Here is an 18383-nt window from a genome sequence, read left to right as displayed (position 1 = left end):
AACCGTCAGGCGGCGATGCCGTCGGCATCCAGGATCGTGTAGGCGTAGCCCTGCTCGGCGAGGAAGCGCTGGCGGTTCTGGGCGAAGTCCTGGTCGACCGTGTCGCGGGCGATGAGCGTGTAGAAGCTCGCGGTGTTGGCCGACTGCTTGGGGCGCAGCAGGCGTCCCAGGCGCTGAGCCTCTTCCTGACGTGATCCGAACGATCCCGAGACCTGGATGGCGACGGATGCCTCGGGCAGATCGATCGAGAAGTTCGCGACCTTCGACACGACGAGCACCTCGATCTCGCCCTCGCGGAACGCCTGATAGAGCTCTTCGCGTTCGTCGACGGGCGTCGCGCCGGTGATCTTGGGGGCGCCGAGGGCGTCTGAGAGCACCTCGATCTGGTCGAGGTACTGTCCGATGACGAGGATGCGCTCGCCCTTGTGCCGCTCGACGAGCCGGCGCACGACATCGATCTTCGCCGGGGCGGTGGCGGCCAGGCGGTAGCGCTCGTCGTCGGCCGCCGCGGCGTATTCGAGGCGTTCGTACGCGGGCAGATCGACGCGCACTTCGTAGCAGACGGCGGGTGAGATGAAGCCCTGGGCCTCGATCTCCTTCCAGGGTGCGTCGAAGCGCTTGGGGCCGATGAGGCTGAAGACGTCGCCTTCGCGCCCGTCTTCGCGCACGAGCGTCGCCGTCAGGCCGAGTCGGCGGCGGGCCTGCAGATCGGCGGTCAGCTTGAAGACCGGCGCGGGCAGCAGGTGCACCTCGTCGTAGACGATGAGGCCCCAGTCCAGCGCGTCCAGCAGTGCGAGGTGCGCGTACTGGCCCTTCCGCTTGGCGGTGAGGATCTGGTAGGTCGCGATCGTGACGGGCTTGACCTCTTTCACCTGTCCCGAGTACTCGCCGATCTCGTCGGGCGTGAGCGACGTGCGCTTGAGCAGCTCGTCGCGCCACTGGCGCGCGCTGACGGTGTTCGTGACGAGGATGAGCGTCGTCGTCTTCGTGTCGGCCATGGCGGCGGCCCCGACGAGGGTTTTGCCGGCGCCGCAGGGGAGCACGACGACTCCCGAGCCGCCCTCCGTGAAGATGTCGACGGCCTTGCGCTGATAGGGGCGCAGCTGCCAGTCCGCTTCTTCGAGCTCGATGGGATGCGGCGTGCCGGGCGTGTAGCCGGCGAGGTCTTCGGCGGGCCAGCCGATCTTGAGCAGCTCCTGCTTGATGTGCCCGCGCGCCCACGCGTCGACGAGGAAGGTGTCCGGCGACGGGTGGCCGATGAGCAGCGGTTGGATGCGCTTGTTCTTGGACACCTCGGCCAGCACGGCGGCATCCGTCGACTTGAGGATGAGGTCGCCCTCGTCGGTGCGGTCGATGACGAGGCGGCCGTAACGGTTGACGGTCTCGCGGATGTCGATCGACACCGAGGGCGGCACGGGGAACCGCGACCACCGGTCGAGGGTCGCGAGCATGTCCTCGGCGTCGTGGCCCGCGGCGCGGGCGTTCCACAGTCCGAGCCGCGTGACGCGGTAGGTGTGGATGTGTTCGGGGGCGCGCTCGAGCTCGGCGAAGATCGCGAGTTCGTGGCGGGCGTTCTCAGCGTCCGGGTGGGCTACTTCGAGCAGCACCGTCCGGTCACTCTGCACGATGAGGGGGCCGTCAGACATAGCCGTCCAGTCTACCGGTGCCCGCCGGGGTGGGCGGGTCGGGGTGAAAGAGGCGGAGTTCGTGCCCGCCGCCTCGGATACGCTCGCGGCATGCACAGCTCTGACATCCGCAGAAGGCGCTTCGCGACAGCGCGGGGACTGTCCGGTCTGCGTCGTGAGCTGTACGACGTGGACGAGGTCGACGCCTTCCTCGTCGTCTGCGCCGACGCGCTCGCGGCGGCCGAGTCCGGGCGCGGTTCCGCAGCCGCCGCCGACGGCATCGTCACCCAGCAGTTCAGGGCACGTCGGTTCGGAGCCGGCTACGTCGCCGATGAGGTCGACGACTACCTCGACGAGATCGTCGTGGAACTGCGCCGTCACCTCGCGGCAGGCTGAGGCCGGGGCCTCGCGGGACGGGGCCTCCGGGACGCCGCCGAGGTCAGAGCGGGCGCACGCCCACGATGTGCGACACGGGCAGCGTGCGCTCGATGTCGGCGGCGCGGTCGAGGCCGCGCAGGCGACCGCCGCCGAAGCCCGAGGCCTCGAGGGCGAAGACGCGCTCAGAGCCGTCCGGCAGGCGCACCGTGATCTCGATGAGAGCGCGCAGGCGCACCGCCTGCTCGAGCTCGCGCCCGAGCCACGCGGCGTCGGTGTCGCCCTCGTGCCGGTCGCGCAACGTCCCGATGAGGCCCGCGTACGTGTCGGCGGGGGTGCGGGTCGGCGCTGCGGCGAGCGTGGGCGCGCCGCGATGGAGCGACTCGGGCGAACCCGCCGGATCGAGCGCGATGACGGGGTATCGCGCGTCGGCGAGCGACCAGTACACGGTGTTGCGCGCGACGCGCGAGGTCAGCATCCCCGCCTCGGGGATCAGGCCGAGCGGGCGCAGCGCCTGGTCCACCGCGATGGCGTCGAGGATTGCGGCATCCGCGCTTTCGACACGCGTCGTGCCCGTCCGCTCATCACGGTGCACGCGCACGAGACCGTGGCGCACGGCGGTGCTCTCGACGAGATAGTCGAGGGGCTGGGGGATGCCGGTGAGCGAGAGCGCGCCGAGGAAGTCGCGGATCGACGCCGCGGTCTCGCCCTCGGTCAGGCCCGTCGCGAGCGACTGGGCCGTGAACCGGTAGGTGGACGCCTGCGCGCGCGACTCGCGGTGCGCGATGCGCCGCAGCCGCAGATCGAGTGCGGGGGCGAGGGGACCGGGGGCGATCGCGGTCAGGTCGGCCTGCAGGTAGACCCGATCGATCTCGGCGGGCAGCTGCGCCGCGAAGGCGGCGGTGTCGAGGTCTGCGCCCGCGCGCAGCCGGGTGGTCCAGACCGGTTCGGTGCCGTCGTCCGAGACGAGACCCCAGCGTCGCGCGACCGTGTGCAGGCGCCGCGCCCGCGCGGGCCAGTCGGTGTCGAGCGGGTACGCGTCGGCCCAGTCCCGCGGGTCGACGATGCCGCCCGCAGTCGTGCGCAGCCCCTCGGGCATCCGCGTGATGAGGCCGTGCACGATGGTCGACCAGCGTTCGAGGGTCGACGCCTCGAGCCACGCATCGCCCGCCTCGGTGACGACCCATTCGCGGTCGACCGCGACGACGAGCCCGGCCATCGAGGCCGAGACCACGAGTTCGTCGAGCTCATCGGGCGACTCGACGGCACCGGCATCCATCAGTCGTCGCCGGTCCACGGCGCTCACGGCTCCCGCGATCGTGCGGGTGAGGGGGGCGTGCAGGCAGGCCAGGAGAACGTCGGCGAGGGCTCCCGACGTCGCGAACGCGCGCTCCGCGGCGGCGGCCTCGCCGGCGGTCGGGGTCGGTGGCCGGGTCGGCGAGGGGCGGAAGGCGTCGGGGTTCGCCTGCGCGGCGGCGGCGAGGCGAGACTCGACCGCGGCGTACGGGCGCCCGGCGTCATCGCGCAGGGCGAGCCGCTCGGGCACGGCGGAGGCGTCGCCGGCGGCCGCGGCGATGAGCGCGGCCCGCGGCAGGGTGGTCAGCGCCCGGTCGACGGATGCCGCTTCGAGAAGGGCCGCGGCGGCATCGAAGAAGTCGTGCCACCCGACGCCCGGTGAGACGCCGCGCGCGGCGAAGGTCTCGGCGAGCGCGGTGTCGTCGCGCCGTGCCAGCCACGTCGCGAGGCCCCGCTCATCGGAGACCACTCAGGCTCCGCGGTTGGCGCGGCCTCTGCGTACGAAGCTCGAGATCAGGATGAACAGGATCATCGCGAACGCGAGGATCGGGCCGACCCACACGACGACGGTGACGACCGGCCAGATGCCCGAGGCGAAGTCGGCCTGCTCGAGCCCCGTCGCCGTGCCGATCATGATCGAGAAGAAGCAGACGATGGACACCACCAGCAGGCCCAGGGCCGTGAACGCCAGAATGCTGTCGATCCGACGCGCGGGGACGTCGTCGGCGGGGGGTCGCGTGCTCATCCGCTCCAGCCTACTCTCGTCGTGCCGTGCCGTAGTCTTGAGGGTGGGGTCTCGACGGCTCCGGTTCCGCCCTGCCCGCGATCCGCGGGCCGTTCATCCAGCGAGGTTCGCATGCCCACCGGCAAGGTCAGGTTCTACGACGAGGAGAAGGGGTTCGGCTTCATCACGTCCGATGACGGCCAGGACGTCTTCCTGCACGCCACGGCGATGCCCACGGGAACCTCGACGCTCAAAGCCGGCACGCGCCTCGAGTTCGGCGTGGCCGACGGCAAGCGCGGACTCCAGGCGCTCTCGGTGCGCGTGCTCGAAGCTCCCGTGAGTCTCTCGAAGCGCTCGCGCAAGCCGGCCGACGACATGGCGATCATCGTCGAAGACCTCGTCAAGCTGCTCGACGACATCGGCGGCGACCTGCGTCGCGGCCGCTACCCGAGCGGTTCGCACGCCAAGAAGGTCGCCGCGGTACTGCGCAAGGTCGCCGATGAACTCGATGCCTGAGCCCGACGCGGCAGACGCCGGCGCTGGTCGGGACGAGACCGGCGCGACCGGTGCCGACGACGCGGGTGGATCGGCCGCGGGCGGTTTGGCCGCGGGCGGTTCGACCGCGGATGGTTCTGCCCGTGATGGTTCGGCCGTGGAGGGTTCTGCCCGCGACGGTTTGGCCGGTGAGGGTTCTGCCCGCGACGGTTTGGCCGCGGAGGGCTCGGCCCGCGACGGTTCGGCCGGTGAAGGTTCTGTCCGCGACGGTTTGGCCGCGGGCGGTTCTGCCCGCGATGGTTCGGCCGCGGACGGTTCGACGGCGGAGGGTTCTGCCCGCGATGGTTTGGCCGCGGAGGGTTCTGTCCGCGACGGTTCGACGGCGGGCGGTTCTGCCCGCGACGGTTCGACTGCGGAGGGTTCTGCCCGCGACGGTGTGACCGCGGACGGTTCGGTCGCGGAGGGTTCGACTGCGGACGGCTCCGCCCGTGACGGCGAAGAGACCGAGGCCCCCGTGACGCCGGACGCCGTGCTGCTCGCGTCGCACGACCTCGCGCTCGCAGCGCTGAAGGAGATCACTCCCGAGACGACGATCGGCCCCGCCGCGGGACACCGTGTCGAAGCCGACGGTGTCGTCTCGCTGCGGTTCCAGAACCGTCTCTCCGGCTACCCCGGGTGGTTCTGGACCGTTTCTCTCGCGCGCGCCGCCGACGAGGATCCGACGGTGCTCGAAGCCGAGTTGCTGCCGGGCGACGGAGCGCTGCTCGCGCCCGAGTGGGTGCCGTGGGACGAGCGCCTCGCCGACTACCAGGCCGCGCAGGCCGCCGCCGCGGAGACCGAGAGCGCTGACCCCGGCGCCGAGAGCTCCGACGACGACCTCGACGAGGATGACCTGGACGACGATCTCGACGACCTGGATGCCGCGGACTTCGACGAGGACGGATCCTCGATCCTCCACTCCGGAGACGTCGACGGCGTCGACATCGACGAGCTCGACGACTCGGACGACGATGACTCGGACGATGACGACGACGATGACTCGGACGATGACGACGACGATGACTCGGGCGACGACGATGACTCGGACGACGACGACTCCGACGACGACCCCGACGGGGACGACGCCGACGACTGAGGTCGGGGTGCAGCATCCGCTCGCGCTACCAAAACCTGCAGGCGCGCCTGGAAAAACGGGCGCGAGTGCAGGTTTGGGTAGCGCGTGGCGCCAGAATGCGGCTCAGGCCAGCCCAGCTCAGCCAAGTTCAGCTCAGCCTGCTACGCGGTCATGGCTCCGGCCGTGACCCCGACGAGGATGACCCCGGTGAGTGAGGTCGGGGTGCAGCATCCGCTCGCGCTACCAAAACCTGCAGGCACGCCTGGATAAACGCGCGCGGGTGCAGGTTTGGGTAGCGCGTGGCGCCGGGATGCGACTCAGCTCAGCTCAGCCCAACCCTGCCCAGCCCAGTTCAGCTCAGCCTGCTACGCGGCCAATGGCTCCGACGACGACCCCGACGGGGATGACTCCGACGGCTGAGGTCGGGGTGCGGCATCCGCTCGCGCTACCAATACCTGCTGGCGCGCCTGGAAAAACGGGCGCGAGTGCAGGTTTGAGTAGCGCGTGGCACCGGGATGCGGCTCAGGCCAGCTCAGCCCAGCCCAGCCTGCTACGCGATCATGGCTCCGGCGGCGACCCCGACGAGGATGACCCCGGCGAGTGAGGTCGGGGTGCAGCATCCGCTCGCGCTACCAGAACCTTCAGGCGCGCCTGGATAAACGCGCGCGAGTGAAGGTTTGGGTAGCGCGTGGCACCGGGATGCGGCTCAGCTCAGCCCAACCCTGCCCAGCCAAGTTCAGCTCAGCCTGCTGCGCGGCCAATGGCTCCGGCGGCGACCCCGACGAGGATGACCCCGGCGAGTGAGGTCGGGGTGCAGCATCCGCTCGCGCTACTGAAACCTGCAGGCGCGCCTGGATAAACGGGCGCGGGTGCAGGTTTCGGTAGCGCGTAGCACCGGGACGCGGCCCAGCTCAGCCCAACCCTGCCCAGCTCAGCCCAGTCCAGCCCTACCGGCTACGCCGACAGGCCCTCGACGGTCATCTCGATGCAGCGGATGAGCCGGCGCACGTCGTCGGGCTCGATCGAGACGAACGTCGCGACGCGCAGCTGGTTGCGGCCGAGCTTGCGGTACGGCTCGGTGTCGAGGATGCCGTTGGCGCGCAGGCTCTTGGCCACGGCGGCGGCGTCGACCGAGTCGTCGAAGTCGATCGTGGCGACGACGGGGGAGCGGTCGGCCGGATCGGCGACGAACGGCGTCGCGTAGGCAGCGGCCTCGGCCCACGCGTAGAGGGCATCCGACGACTCGCGCGTGCGTGCATCCGCCCACTGCAGCCCGCCGTTGTCGCGGATCCAGCCCAGCTGGTCATCGAGCAGCAGCAGCGTCGTGAGGGCGGGGGTGTTCAGGGTCTGGTTGAGGCGGGAGTTGTCGAGGGCGTTCTTCAGGCTGAGGAACTCGGGGATGTACCGATCGGATGCCGCGATCCGTTCGATCCGCTCGATCGCTGCCGGCGAGACGAGAGCGAGCCACAGGCCGCCGTCCGAACCGAGGTTCTTCTGCGGCGCGAAGTAGTAGACGTCGGCCTCGTGCGCCGAGAAGTCGATGCCGCCCGCCGCGCTCGTCGCGTCGATGACGGTGAGGGCGCCCTGGTCGCCGTGCACGCGCTCGACCGGCGCGCTCACGCCCGTCGAGGTCTCGTTGTGCGGCCAGGCGTACACGTCGACGCCCTCGACGGCTTCGGGCGTGGCGCGGGTGCCCGGCTCGGCCTTGCGCACGTCGGGAGCCTCGAGCCACGGGGCGGCGGCCGCCTTGGCGAACTTGCCGCCGAACTCGCCGAAGACCAGGTTCTGCGACCGGCGCTCGATCAGGCCGAAAGCCGCGGCATCCCAGAAGGCGGTGGAGCCTCCGTTGCCCAGGATCACCTCGTATCCCGTGGGCAGGCGGAAGATCTCGCCGATGCGCGCACGCACACTGCCGACGAGGTCCTTCACGGGCGCCTGGCGGTGCGATGTGCCGAGCACGGCGGCGCCGCGTCCGGTGAGCAGTTCGAGTTGGGCGGGCCGCACTTTCGACGGGCCGCACCCGAATCGTCCGTCGGAGGGCAGGATCTCGCGGGGGAGCAGCACGTGGGACATGCGTCGATTCTAGAGATGCCCGCCCCGGGCCCTTGACCCGGGCCCTTGATCCGGACCCGGATGCCGCGGCCCGGTGTCCGCCCTGCGGGATAGGCTGGCCTTACCTGTTCCATCGTTACGAGGGCGCCCGCATGACTGATCTCATCGACACCACCGAGATGTACCTGCGCACGATCCTCGAACTCGAAGAGGAGAAGATCCAGCCGCTGCGCGCGCGGATCTCGGAGCGGCTCGGCCACTCCGGTCCGACGGTGTCGCAGACCGTGGGGCGCATGGAGCGCGATGGACTGGTCGTCGTCGCCGAAGACCGCACGCTCGAGCTCACCGACGCGGGGCGCCAGAAGGCCGTCGACGTCATGCGCAAGCACAGGCTCGCCGAGCGCCTGCTCTCCGACGTCATCGGGCTGGACTGGGCCTACGTGCACGACGAGGCCTGTCGCTGGGAGCACGTCATGAGCGAGCAGGTCGAGCGCCGGCTCATCGAGCTGCTCGGCCACCCCACCGAGTCGCCGTACGGCAACCCCATCCCCGGGCTCGACCAGCTCGGCGACGTGGCGGCCGTCGAATTCGAGCAGGACGTCGTGGGCCTCGTCGCGCGCATGAACGAGGCGGGTGGGCCGATCCGCGGCACGGTGCGCCGACTCGCCGAGCCCGCCCAGGTGGATCCCGAACTGCTGCAGCAGCTCAAATCGGCCGGTGTGCTGCCGGGCGCGGAGGGCGACTTCCGGTACAACGAGGGCTACGTGCTCGTGCAGATGGACGGCAGCGACGAGGGCCTCGAACTGCCCATCGAGATCGCCTCGCACATCTTCCTGCTCGACGACGCGGCGTGACGTCCAGGGGTCTGCCAGGTGGGTAACGTGACAGATTCGTTACCATCGGGTAGCCTCAAACGGTCCACAGGTGAGAAGCCCGCCGACGGACTCCGCGCGGATTGCCTCATCGGTTCGTCGTCTGCGCGGTGAAACCCGCACATCGTGCCCCGACATCGAGTGTTGACGAGCCAGCGCCACGGCGCAGAGGCGCCGGAGGACAGCTTGGCTGAAGAGTACGACCAGACCGCGATCGAGTCGCAAGACCGTCCGGTCACCCCCGCGACATCGCGAACATGGATCAAGAAGCGCTCGACGAAGACGCGCCCGACCCGACCGACCGCCGCCCGCAGACATGGGCCGGTGCGCAGCCTCGTCATCCTGACGATGGTGGGCGGACTCGTCGCGACCGTCGCGATCCCCGCCTACGCCGCCAGCACGCGCATGCCGATCGAGGACAGTCAGACGCTGCAGCAGATGTCCGCCGTCGACGCGCAGTCGCTCGTCGTCGCCTCGGATGCCTCGGGCACCGAGCTCGCCCGTGACAGCTACTCGGCGACCACCGAAGACGAGATCAACAAGAAGAAGGCCGCCGAAGCCGCGGCCGCGCGCGCCCGCGCACAGGCGGCAGCTGCCGCCGCGTCGTCGAGCGTCTCGTCGGTGCCCGTCAACATCAACCTCGTCTCGCCCGGCACGGGCGAAGTGCGCTGGCCGATCCTCAACTTCACGAAGGGCCGCGGTATCGGCGACTCCGGCTACCACCAGGGTGTCGACCTGCTGGCCCCCGGCGGCACGCCGCTGTACGCGGCGGCGGCCGGTGTCGTGCGCATCGCGCAAGAGGCCTACGGCGGATACGGCGTCGCGGTCGTCATCGACCACGTCATCGCCGGACAGCGCGTGTCGACCCTGTACGGGCACATGACCTACGGCAGCCGCCAGGTCGTCGCCGGTCAGTCGGTCGAGGCGGGACAGCTCATCGGACTCGTCGGCTCGACCGGCAGCTCGACCGCGAACCACCTGCACTTCGAGGTACGCGTAAACAACGGCCTCGTCGACCCGTGGGCCTGGCTCGTCGCCAACGCCGGCTGATCCGTCGGGGGACGGCGGGTGGCGGTGGCCGCTCGGGTTGAGTTGGGTTGGTCGGGTCGGGTCGGGTCGGGTTGGTTCGGTTCGTCGAACCCGACCGTTTCTGTCGAGGCGTACGTCGTCGACGTCGAGTTCGGCGGGATCGGTACGGTTCGGTGGCCGGGGCGGGACGGTGGCGCGATCGGCTCGTCGGTGACGCCGGCTGATCCGTCGGGCGACGGCGGGTGGCGGCATCCGCTCACGTCGGGTTGGACCGGTTCGGTTCGGTTCGTCGAACCCGACCGTTTCCGTCGAGGCGTACGTCGACGACGTCGAGTTCGACGGGATCGGTACGGTCCGGTGGCCGGGGGCGGGCGGGTGGCGCGATCGGCTCGTCGGTGACGCCGGCTGACCCGGCGGGCGACGGCGGGTGGCGGCATCCGCTCGGGTCGGGCTGGTGCGGTTCGTCGAACCCGACCGTTTCGGTCGAGGCGTACGTCGTCGACGTCGAGTTCGACGGGATCGGTACGGTTCGGTGGCCGGGGCCGGCGGGACGGTGGCGCAATCGGCTTGTCGGCGACACGACACCTCCGGTTCACGCTCAACCGGCCGCGGTGTCGGTGTGGTGGGTTAGCCTGATCCCCGACGCTGAGAGAAGCGGAGGGAGCCCATGGGCAGCATTCCTCGCATCCGAACCATGGATGCGTTAGGTCGCCTCGTCCTGCGGCATTGCACGAACGGATGCCACGGTCCTACCGTGGCGCCAAGGCGCTGTCTGTAATCGACAGCGCCTTTTTCGTACCCTGACGTCGAACTCATCGTCACGAACCGAACAACCCGAGAAGCCGTCTCGGACGTTCGAGAGGATGAGCAATGCGCACACTGGTGCTGAATGCGGGCTACGAGCCGCTCGCTGTCGTGTCGTTCAAACGGGCCATCGTGCTCGTGTTGAACCAGAAGGCGACCGTCATCGAACTCGTCGAAGATGATCCTGTCTGGGGAGCGCGCGGGGTCTACGACAGACCCGCGGTCATCCTGTTGACGCGTTATGTGCGGATGCCGGGGGCCCGACGCGTGCCGGTGACACGCCGCGGTGTTCTGCGCCGCGACAGTCACCGCTGCGCGTACTGCGGCACGCCGGCGTCGACGATCGACCACGTGCTGCCGCGTTCGCGCGGCGGCGCCGATTCGTGGGAGAACCTCGTCGCGTGCTGCCTGCGCTGCAACAACATCAAGGGCGACCGCACGCCGCAGGAGATGCGGTGGGAGCTGCGGCTGTCGCCGGGCGTCCCGCGGGGTGGGCAGTGGACGGTGCGCGGCACCGACCGTGCCGACCCCCGCTGGGAGCCCTACCTGGCGCTCGCGGCCTGACGCGGTCGTTCGAGCGCGGGGGAGTCGGGGCGGGTGCGCTCGAGCGCGGCCTCGCCGGCGCGACGCTCGCCCGCGGCCCGGCGCTCGCCTCGCCGGCCCGGCGCTCGCCCGCGCGCACCCGCGCCCCCTCTTGACCGCGAGACTGCAACGGCACGCCGAGACCGTGGGGTTCACCCGCTTTCTCGGCGCGCCGTTGCAGTCTCGCGGTTTTCGGGCGAGGGTTGGCAGCCGACGGATGCCGCGGGCCGGGGTGCGCGTGATGGGATGGGCCCATGACCCGAGCTCTCATCGTGATCGACATGCAACGCGCCTTCGACGACCTCGACTTCTGGGGTGCGACGACCAACCCCGCGTGCGAGGCCCACGTCGCGGCGCTCATCGAGGCGTGGACCGCCGCCGACGAGCCGATCGTCGTCGTGCGGCACGACTCCACGTCGTCCGGATCGCCGCTCGCGCCGTCGCACGAAGGCAACGCGCTCGTCGATGCCGTCGCCGCCGTCGACCCCGCTCTGTTCGTCACGAAGGACGTCAACTCGGCGTTCTACGGCGACCCCGATCTGCACGCCTGGCTGCAGGAGCAGAGCATCACGCAGCTCGTGCTGTGCGGCATCCAGACCAACATGTGCGTCGAGACGACGGCGCGCATGGCGGGCAACCTCGGCTACGACGTCACGGTCGCCCTCGATGCGACGCGCACGTTCGACCTGTCCGGAGAGATCACCGGCGTCGGCGTCGTCACGCGCACGGCCGAGGAGCTCATGGCCTCGACGGCGCTCGTGCTGCAGGAGGGCGGCTTCGCCCGCATCGCGACGACGGCGTCGCTCGTCCGACCCCTCTGACGCCGAGACTGCAACCGAGCGCCGAGACCGTGGGGTTCACCCACGGTCTCGCCCTGCCGTTGCAGTCTCGCGGTCAAGAGTCGAACATAGGTGTCGGAAGTGCGGGGTAGCGTCATTCCACGGGATTGAGTTAATAGAACATCAGTTCTAGCCTGGTGGAATGAGGGGGATCGTGGCCGCACACGCAGACGAGCTGACCCGACTGCGCGCTCAGGTCGAGCGCATGCAGGGGCGCAAGCTCGATGCGCCCGTGCTGCCGGTGCTTCCCGCGCTGGCCGATCTGCTCCCCGGTGGGGGACTGCGCCCCGGCAGCGCCTACTCGCTCCCGCGCTCGACCTCGCTGCTGCTCGCCCTTCTCGCCCGCGCCTCGCAAGACGGCTCGTGGTGCGGAGTGATCGGGATGCCGCGCCTCGGCGCCGAAGCAGCCGAGTCGATGGGCGTCGACCTCTCACGCCTCGTGCTCGTGCCCGACCCGGGCCGGCGCTGGCTCGCCGTCGCCGCGACGATCGCCGACGTGCTGCCGGTCGTCGCCGTGCGTCCGGCGGGGCGTGCCCCCGACGGCGAGATCGCCCGGCTCGCGGGCCGGCTGCGCGACCGGGGCGCCGTGCTGCTCGTGCAGGGACCCTGGCCGCAAGCCGAAGCCGTGCTCGAGGTCGGCGACGCCTCGTGGACGGGCGTCGGCCGCGGCCACGGCTACCTCGCCGAACGCACCGTGACCGTGACGTCGGCGAGCCGACGGTGGCCCGTGGCCCGCACGGGGCGCATGCTGCTTCCGGATGCCGCGGGCACGGTCGCCGCCGCCCCCGCGAGGCTCACCCGGGTCGAGCACGGCACCGAACGCCCCACGGAATGGTCGAAGGCCGGATGAGCGTGCGCACTCTCGTGCTCTGGTTCCCCGACTGGCCGATCACGGCACTCACCCCCATCGACCCTTCGGCGAGCTCAGGGACCGACCCTTCGGCGGGCTCAGGGACCGACCGGGGGTCGGGGGTCGGCCCTTCGGCACGCTCAGGGATCGACCCTTCGGCGAGCTCAGGGACCGAGTCGGGGCCGGGGGTCGGCCCTTCGGCGAGCTCAGGGACCGAGTGGGGGTCGGGGGGCGACCCTTCGGCGAGCTCAGGGACCGAACCGGGGGCGGGGGGCGAAGGGTCGCCCGCCCAAGCCGCCCGCCCGATCGCCATCGTCCACGCCAACCGCGTCGTCGCGTGCTCGGCTGCCGCGCGGGCCGAGGGCGTGCGCCGCGGGCAGCGTCGCCGCGACGCGCAGGCGCGCTGCCCGTCGCTCGAGATCGTCCCCGCCGACGACGCCCGCGACCACCGCGCATTCGCCCCGGTCATCGCGTGCATCGAAGAGCGCGCACCCGGAGTCCAGCTCGTGCGCCCCGGACTCTGCGCCCTCAAGGCCAAGGGCCCCGCCCGCTACTACGGCGGCGAGGTCGACGCCGCGCGCGTGCTCGTCACCGCTCTGCGCGAGCTCGGCCTGCCCGACGTGCGGGCGGGCATCGCCGACGGACCCTTCACGGCCGAGCGGGCCGCGATGGCGGCATCCACCCGTGCCGAGCCGATCTTCACGGTGCCCGCCGGGGGAGCGGCCGGCTTCCTCGCACCGCTCCCCATCACCGCGCTCGACAACACCGCAGCCAAAAAGACCGAACACGCCCCCGACGACCTCATCAGCCTCCTCACGCGCCTGGGCATCCACACGCTCGGCGCGTTCGCGGCCATGCCCGACGAGCGCGTGCGCGAGAGGTTCGGACCCCGCGGCATCCGTCTGCACGCGCTCGCGGGCGGGCGCGACTCGCAGCCCGTCGACCCCCGCACGCCACCGCCCGAGCTGCACCGCGAGGTCGCGTTCGAGCCGCCGATCGAGATCGTCGAGCAGGTCGCGTTCGGCATGCGCATCGCTGCCGACGAGTTCATCGGGGGACTCGGCGCGCTCGATCTCGTCTGCACCGAGCTGCGCGTCGAGCTCGTCGGCGATCGGGGTGAGCGCAGCGAGCGGGTGTGGCTGCATCCGGCGTCGTTCGACGCCTCCGCCGTCGTCGACCGTGTGCGGTGGCAGCTGGGCGAGGACTCCGAGGCGCTGCGCAGCGGCGTCACCCTCGTGCGGATCGCACCCGAAGCGGTGGATGCCGCGGCGCACCACCTCCCCGCGATCTTCGGGTCGGGTCCCGAAGAGCACGTGCACCACGCCCTCTCGCGCGTGCAGGCGATGCTCGGCCACCGCGCCGTCGCGACCCCCGCGATCGGCGGCGGACGCTGGCTCGCCGAACGGCAGGTGCTCGTGCCGTGGGGCGACCGCGCCGTGCTCGACAGGGAGCGCGCGCGACCGTGGCCGGGGAGCCTTCCCGACCCGCTGCCGACGACCGTGTTCACCGAGCCGCCGACGGTCGAGGTGACCACGCTCGGCGGGTACGCCGTCGAGGTCGATGAGCGCGGCACCCTCTCGGCGGCGCCCGGCGTGCTCGTCGAGGGCGGCCGCCGCCGCGCGATCGAGGCGTGGGCGGGGCCCTGGCCCGTCATCGAACGAGGGTGGGATGCCGCGCGCGCACGCCGCGCCCACCGCTTTCAGGTCGTCGACGCCGACGGCGCCGCATGGCTGCTCGTCTGCGAGAGCGGCCGGTGGACGGCGGAGGGGGCGTATGACTGAGCTGATGGGCATTTCGGTCCCTGAGCTCGCCGAAGGGTCGCCCCCTGCCCCCGGCTCGGTCCCTGAGCTCGCCGAAGGGTCGCCCCCCGCCCCCGGCTCGGCCCCTGAGCTCGCCGAAGGGTCGCCCCTCGACCCCGCCCCGGTCCCTGAGCTTGTCGAAGGGTCGCCCCTCGGCCCCGCCCCGGTCCCTGAGCTTGCCGAAGGGTCGTCCCCCGGCCCCGCCCCGGTCCCTGAGCTTGTCGAAGGGTCGCCCCTCGCCCCCGCCCCCGCCCTCGCCCCTGGCTCGGTCCCTGAGCTTGTCGAAGGGCGGGAGGACGACTGATGGGCTTCAACAACCCGTCGGTGTCGTGGTCCGACCTCGAGCGCGTGCTGAGCGATCGGCGCCGCCCCGATCACCGCCCCGCCGGAGCCGACGGCGGCGACAGTCCCGCGTGGTCTCGTAAGCGCGGACCCTACGTGCCCATGCCGATCGAGCGCCCCGCCGACGTCGTGCCCTACGCCGAGCTGCACGCGCACTCGTCGTACTCGTTCCTCGACGGGGCCTCCTCTCCCGAAGAGCTCGCCGAAGAGGCCGAGCGGCTCGGACTGCACGCGCTCGCCGTCACCGACCACGACGGCTTCTACGGCATCGTCCGGTTCGCCGAAGCCGCCGAGACGCGGCAGCTGGCGACCGTGTTCGGCGCCGAACTGTCGCTCGATCTGCCCGCCCCGCAGGCGGGCCAGCCCGATCCCGTCGGCGAGCATCTGCTCGTGCTCGCGCGCGGCGAAGAGGGGTATCACCGCCTCGCGGGAGCCCTCACACACGCCCAGCTGCAGGGCGCAGAGAAGGGGCGGCCGCAGTACGACCTCGACGAGCTGTCGGCGCAGCTGGCGGGGCACACGGCCGTGCTGACCGGATGCCGCAAGGGCAGCGTGCGCCGCGCGCTCGGCGCCTCCGGAGCAGGCGCCGCCGCGGGCGAACTCGACCGCCTGGTGCACCTGTTCGGCCGCGACGGGGTCTATGTCGAGCTGATCGACCACGGCTCCCCGCTCGATACCCGCGACAACGACGTGCTCGCCGGGCTCGCGCGCGAGAAGGGGCTGCCGACCGTCGCGACCAACAACGTGCACTATGCGGTGCCGCAGCGCCAGCTGCTCGCCGCCGCCGTCGCGGCCGTGCGCGCCAACCGCGGACTCGACGAGCTCGACGGATGGCTGCCCGCGCACGCCGGAGCGCACCTGCGCTCGGGGGCCGAGATGGCCGAGCGGTTCACGCGGCATCCCGATGCCGTCGCCCGCACGGTGCCGCTCGCCGATGAGCTGGCGTTCCCGCTGCGGCGCGCGAAGCCCGCCCTGCCGAAGCAGAAGGTGCCCGAGGGGCACACGCCGATGTCGTGGCTGCGGCACCTCGTGTGGCAGGCGGTGCCGCGCAAGTATCCCGATCTGTCCGAGGCGAACCGCGCCCGCATCGAAAAAGAGCTCGGCGTCATCGAGATGAAGGACTTCCCGGGCTATTTCCTCATCGTGCATGGCATCGTGCAAGAGGCTCGGCGCCGCGGCATCCTCTGTCAAGGGCGCGGATCCGCCGCGAACAGTGCCATCTGTTATCTGCTCGACATCACCGCCGTCGACGCGATCGCCTTCGACCTGCCGTTCGAGCGGTTCCTGTCGTCGCTGCGCGACGAGGAGCCCGACATCGACGTCGATTTCGACTCCGACCGGCGCGAAGAGATCATCCAGTGGGTGTACCAGCAGTACGGGCGCGAGCGGGCGGCGCAGGTGGCGAATGTCATCCAGTACCGGCCGAAGAACGCGATCCGCGACATGGCGAAGGCGCTCGGGCATTCGCCCGGGCAGCAGGACGCCTGGTCGAAGCAGGTCGAGCGGTGGGCTCCGGGTCTCGATACGCCGACGTCGTCGGCTACTCGACCACCTGGGGGCGCGGGGGGTTCGGGCCGCTCGGTTGCCGGGCCTGCCGACGCACATGACATCCCCGATCAGGTGCTCGAGTTCGCCGGTGAGCTGCTGAAGGCGCCGCGGCACCTCGGTATCCACTCCGGGGGCATGGTGCTCACCGACCGGCCCGTGGGTGAGGTGGTGCCGATCGAGCACGCGCGCATGGAGGGGCGCACGGTCATCCAGTGGGACAAAGACGACGCCGCCTGGATGGGCCTGGTCAAGTTCGACCTGCTGGGCCTCGGGATGCTCGCCGCCCTGCAGTACTGCTTCGACATGATCCGCGCCGCGACGGGGGAGGAGTGGGAGCTGTCGACCCTGCCGAAGGAAGAGAAGGGGGTCTACGACATGCTGTGCCGGGCCGATTCGATCGGAGTGTTCCAGGTCGAGTCCCGCGCGCAGATGGGGCTGCTGCCGAGACTGCAGCCGCGACGCTACTACGACCTCGTGATCGAGATCGCGCTGATCCGGCCAGGGCCGATCCAGGGCGGGGCGGTGCACCCGTATGTGCGGCGCAAGCTGGGGCGCGAAGAGGTCACGTACGCCCATCCGAAGCTCAAGCCCGTGCTCGAGCGCACGCTCGGGGTGCCGGTCTTCCAGGAGCAGCTCATGCAGATGGCGGTCGCGATCGGCGAGGTGAGCGGTGAGGATGCCGACCTCTTGCGCCGCGCGATGGGATCGAAGCGCGGCATCGAACGCATCGATTCGCTCAAGACCAAGCTCTATGAGGGGATGGCGCGGAACGGCCTCGTGGGAGAGGAGGCCGACGCGATCTACGCCAAAATCCAGGCGTTCGCGAACTTCGGGTTCGCCGAATCGCACTCGCTGTCGTTCGGGCTGCTCGTCTATGCCAGCTCGTGGATCAAGCTGCACTATCCGGCGGCGTTCCTCGCCGGGCTGCTGCGCGCGCAGCCGATGGGGTTCTACTCACCCGCGACGCTCGTCGCCGACGCCCGCCGCCACGGCGTCGAGGTGCGCCGCCCCGACCTCCACGCCTCCAGCGTCGACCCCCTGCTCGAGCCCTCGGTCCCTGAGCCCGCCGAAGGGTCGCCCGCCTCGGTCCCTGTGCCCGCCGAAGGGTCGCCCGCCCCGGTCCCTGAGCCCGCCGAAGGGTCGCCCGCCTCGGTCCCTGAGCCTGCCGAAGGGTCGCCCCCTCCCCATGAACCGGTCCCTGAGCCCGCCGAAGGGTCGAGACCCCCCACCGGCCTCCCCTCCTGCACCGCCCGCCACCAGCCCCCCACCGGCGACTTCGACCCCACCGCCCCCGACGACTCCGCCGCCCACCGCCGCGACGGCGCTTACGCCGTGCGCCTCGGTCTCGCCGCTATCAAAGGCATCGGCAAGAACGTCGCCACCCGCATCGTCGAAGAGCGCGACGCGGCCGGCCCCTACCGCGACCAGCGCGACCTCGTCCGCCGCACCGGCCTCACGGCCACCCAGGCGGAAGCACTCGCGACCGCCGGAGCGTTCGACTGCTTCGGACTCACGCGCCGCGAGGCGACGTGGCTCGCCGGATCCGCCGCCCAGGACCGTGCCGAGTTCCTGCCCGATTCGCTCGCCTTCGTGCAGCCGCCGCTGTTCACCGACCCGACGAGTTATGACGTGCTCGCCGCCGATCTGTGGGCGACGGGCGTCTCGGTCGACGATCATCCGCTGACGCACTACCGGTCGAGGCTCGATGCGCGCGGTGTGCTCACGTCGCGCGAGCTGCGCACGCACGAGGCCGAGAGAAGAGTCGAAGTCGCCGGGCTTGTCACGCATCGGCAGCGTCCGGCGACAGCATCCGGAATCACGTTCCTCAACCTCGAAGACGAGCACGGCATCGTCAACGTCATCTGCTCGGTGGGGGTGTGGAACCGGTATCGCAGGGTCGTGCGCGATGCGCCGGCGCTCATCGTGCGGGGCCTGCTCGAACGCTCTGTCGAGGGGGTGACGAACCTCGTCGCCGACCGCGTCGAGGATCTGCGGGTGGGCGTGCACCACCAGTCGCGCGACTTCCGCTGATGCGCC

At 71.1% G+C, this 18383-nt stretch carries 14 protein-coding genes; 10 read left to right on the top strand and 4 right to left on the bottom strand.

The window, feature by feature from the left end; translation table 11 throughout:
- Positions 1-5: 5 nt before the first annotated feature.
- A complete protein-coding gene (locus ACWIBS_RS02120; protein WP_376128083.1) occupies positions 6-1646 on the bottom strand; it encodes a DNA repair helicase XPB in 1641 nt (546 codons plus the stop codon).
- 90 nt (positions 1647-1736) lie between these two features.
- On the opposite strand from ACWIBS_RS02120, the gene ACWIBS_RS02115 reads away from it, so the two are divergent.
- Entirely contained in the window at positions 1737-2021 is a 285-nt protein-coding gene (locus tag ACWIBS_RS02115) for a DivIVA domain-containing protein (protein WP_376128081.1), read from the top strand.
- Positions 2022-2064: 43 nt separating this feature from the next.
- On the opposite strand, the gene ACWIBS_RS02110 is transcribed toward ACWIBS_RS02115, so the two are convergent.
- Together ACWIBS_RS02110 and ACWIBS_RS02105 are read right to left on the bottom strand one after the other, a co-directional pair.
- Positions 2065-3765 carry a helicase-associated domain-containing protein gene (locus ACWIBS_RS02110; RefSeq protein WP_376128079.1) on the bottom strand — a complete coding sequence of 567 codons (1701 nt, stop codon included), beginning with the start codon at positions 3763-3765 and terminating at the stop codon, positions 2065-2067.
- Positions 3766-4041, bottom strand: coding sequence for a multidrug ABC transporter ATPase (locus ACWIBS_RS02105; RefSeq protein ID WP_376128078.1), 276 nt, complete (start codon positions 4039-4041; stop codon positions 3766-3768).
- Positions 4042-4152: 111 nt separating this feature from the next.
- Here ACWIBS_RS02105 and ACWIBS_RS02100 point away from each other — a divergent pair, with 111 nt between their 5' ends.
- Together ACWIBS_RS02100 and ACWIBS_RS02095 are read left to right on the top strand one after the other, a co-directional pair.
- The gene (locus ACWIBS_RS02100; protein ID WP_376128076.1) at positions 4153-4536 is read left to right on the top strand and encodes a cold-shock protein; all 384 of its coding nucleotides are present in this window, start codon (positions 4153-4155) and stop codon (positions 4534-4536) included.
- A 415-nt stretch (positions 4537-4951) separates the two neighbouring features.
- Positions 4952-5650, top strand: coding sequence for a DUF3027 domain-containing protein (locus tag ACWIBS_RS02095; RefSeq protein WP_454136373.1), 699 nt, complete (start codon positions 4952-4954; stop codon positions 5648-5650).
- A 933-nt stretch (positions 5651-6583) separates the two neighbouring features.
- On the opposite strand, the gene serC is transcribed toward ACWIBS_RS02095, so the two are convergent.
- Entirely contained in the window at positions 6584-7702 is a 1119-nt protein-coding gene (serC, locus tag ACWIBS_RS02090; protein WP_376128072.1) for a phosphoserine transaminase, read from the bottom strand.
- A gap of 131 nt (positions 7703-7833) precedes the next feature.
- On the opposite strand from serC, the gene ACWIBS_RS02085 reads away from it, so the two are divergent.
- From ACWIBS_RS02085 to ACWIBS_RS02055, 7 genes are all read left to right on the top strand, one after another.
- Positions 7834-8535, top strand: a complete 702-nt coding sequence (locus tag ACWIBS_RS02085) for a metal-dependent transcriptional regulator (protein WP_376128070.1) — start codon at positions 7834-7836, stop codon at positions 8533-8535.
- Between the two features lie 204 nt (positions 8536-8739).
- Entirely contained in the window at positions 8740-9603 is an 864-nt protein-coding gene (locus ACWIBS_RS02080; protein ID WP_454136370.1) for a M23 family metallopeptidase, read from the top strand.
- A gap of 849 nt (positions 9604-10452) precedes the next feature.
- Positions 10453-10950, top strand: coding sequence for an HNH endonuclease (locus ACWIBS_RS02075; RefSeq protein WP_376128068.1), 498 nt, complete (start codon positions 10453-10455; stop codon positions 10948-10950).
- Positions 10951-11222: 272 nt separating this feature from the next.
- Positions 11223-11789, top strand: coding sequence for a cysteine hydrolase family protein (locus ACWIBS_RS02070; RefSeq protein ID WP_376128066.1), 567 nt, complete (start codon positions 11223-11225; stop codon positions 11787-11789).
- A gap of 160 nt (positions 11790-11949) precedes the next feature.
- Positions 11950-12657 (top strand): hypothetical protein, encoded by a 708-nt coding sequence (locus ACWIBS_RS02065; RefSeq protein ID WP_376128065.1) that lies wholly within the window; start codon positions 11950-11952, stop codon positions 12655-12657.
- Positions 12654-14438, top strand: coding sequence for a DNA polymerase Y family protein (locus ACWIBS_RS02060; protein WP_376128064.1), 1785 nt, complete (start codon positions 12654-12656; stop codon positions 14436-14438). The genes ACWIBS_RS02065 and ACWIBS_RS02060 overlap by 4 nt, the downstream gene beginning before the upstream one ends.
- A gap of 321 nt (positions 14439-14759) precedes the next feature.
- Positions 14760-18377 carry an error-prone DNA polymerase gene (locus ACWIBS_RS02055; RefSeq protein ID WP_376128062.1) on the top strand — a complete coding sequence of 1206 codons (3618 nt, stop codon included), beginning with the start codon at positions 14760-14762 and terminating at the stop codon, positions 18375-18377.
- Positions 18378-18383: the final 6 nt, after the last annotated feature.

It is taken from the genome of Microbacterium sp. NPDC055442 (genome assembly GCF_053644215.1).
Note: the sequence above shows the minus strand (reverse complement) of the source record. Positions and strands in the feature narration are given on the sequence as shown.

Bases quoted from the DNA above. Each gene is read 5' to 3' on its own strand.
- ACWIBS_RS02120 (WP_376128083.1), bottom strand. From the start codon at position 1,646: ATGTCTGACGGCCCCCTCATCGTGCAGAGTGACCGGACGGTGCTGCTC.
- ACWIBS_RS02115 (WP_376128081.1), top strand. From the start codon at position 1,737: ATGCACAGCTCTGACATCCGCAGAAGGCGCTTCGCGACAGCGCGGGGA.
- ACWIBS_RS02105 (WP_376128078.1), bottom strand. From the start codon at position 4,041: ATGAGCACGCGACCCCCCGCCGACGACGTCCCCGCGCGTCGGATCGAC.
- ACWIBS_RS02100 (WP_376128076.1), top strand. From the start codon at position 4,153: ATGCCCACCGGCAAGGTCAGGTTCTACGACGAGGAGAAGGGGTTCGGC.
- serC (WP_376128072.1), bottom strand. From the start codon at position 7,702: ATGTCCCACGTGCTGCTCCCCCGCGAGATCCTGCCCTCCGACGGACGA.
- ACWIBS_RS02085 (WP_376128070.1), top strand. From the start codon at position 7,834: ATGACTGATCTCATCGACACCACCGAGATGTACCTGCGCACGATCCTC.
- ACWIBS_RS02075 (WP_376128068.1), top strand. From the start codon at position 10,453: ATGCGCACACTGGTGCTGAATGCGGGCTACGAGCCGCTCGCTGTCGTG.
- ACWIBS_RS02070 (WP_376128066.1), top strand. From the start codon at position 11,223: ATGACCCGAGCTCTCATCGTGATCGACATGCAACGCGCCTTCGACGAC.
- ACWIBS_RS02065 (WP_376128065.1), top strand. From the start codon at position 11,950: ATGAGGGGGATCGTGGCCGCACACGCAGACGAGCTGACCCGACTGCGC.
- ACWIBS_RS02060 (WP_376128064.1), top strand. From the start codon at position 12,654: ATGAGCGTGCGCACTCTCGTGCTCTGGTTCCCCGACTGGCCGATCACG.
- ACWIBS_RS02055 (WP_376128062.1), top strand. From the start codon at position 14,760: ATGGGCTTCAACAACCCGTCGGTGTCGTGGTCCGACCTCGAGCGCGTG.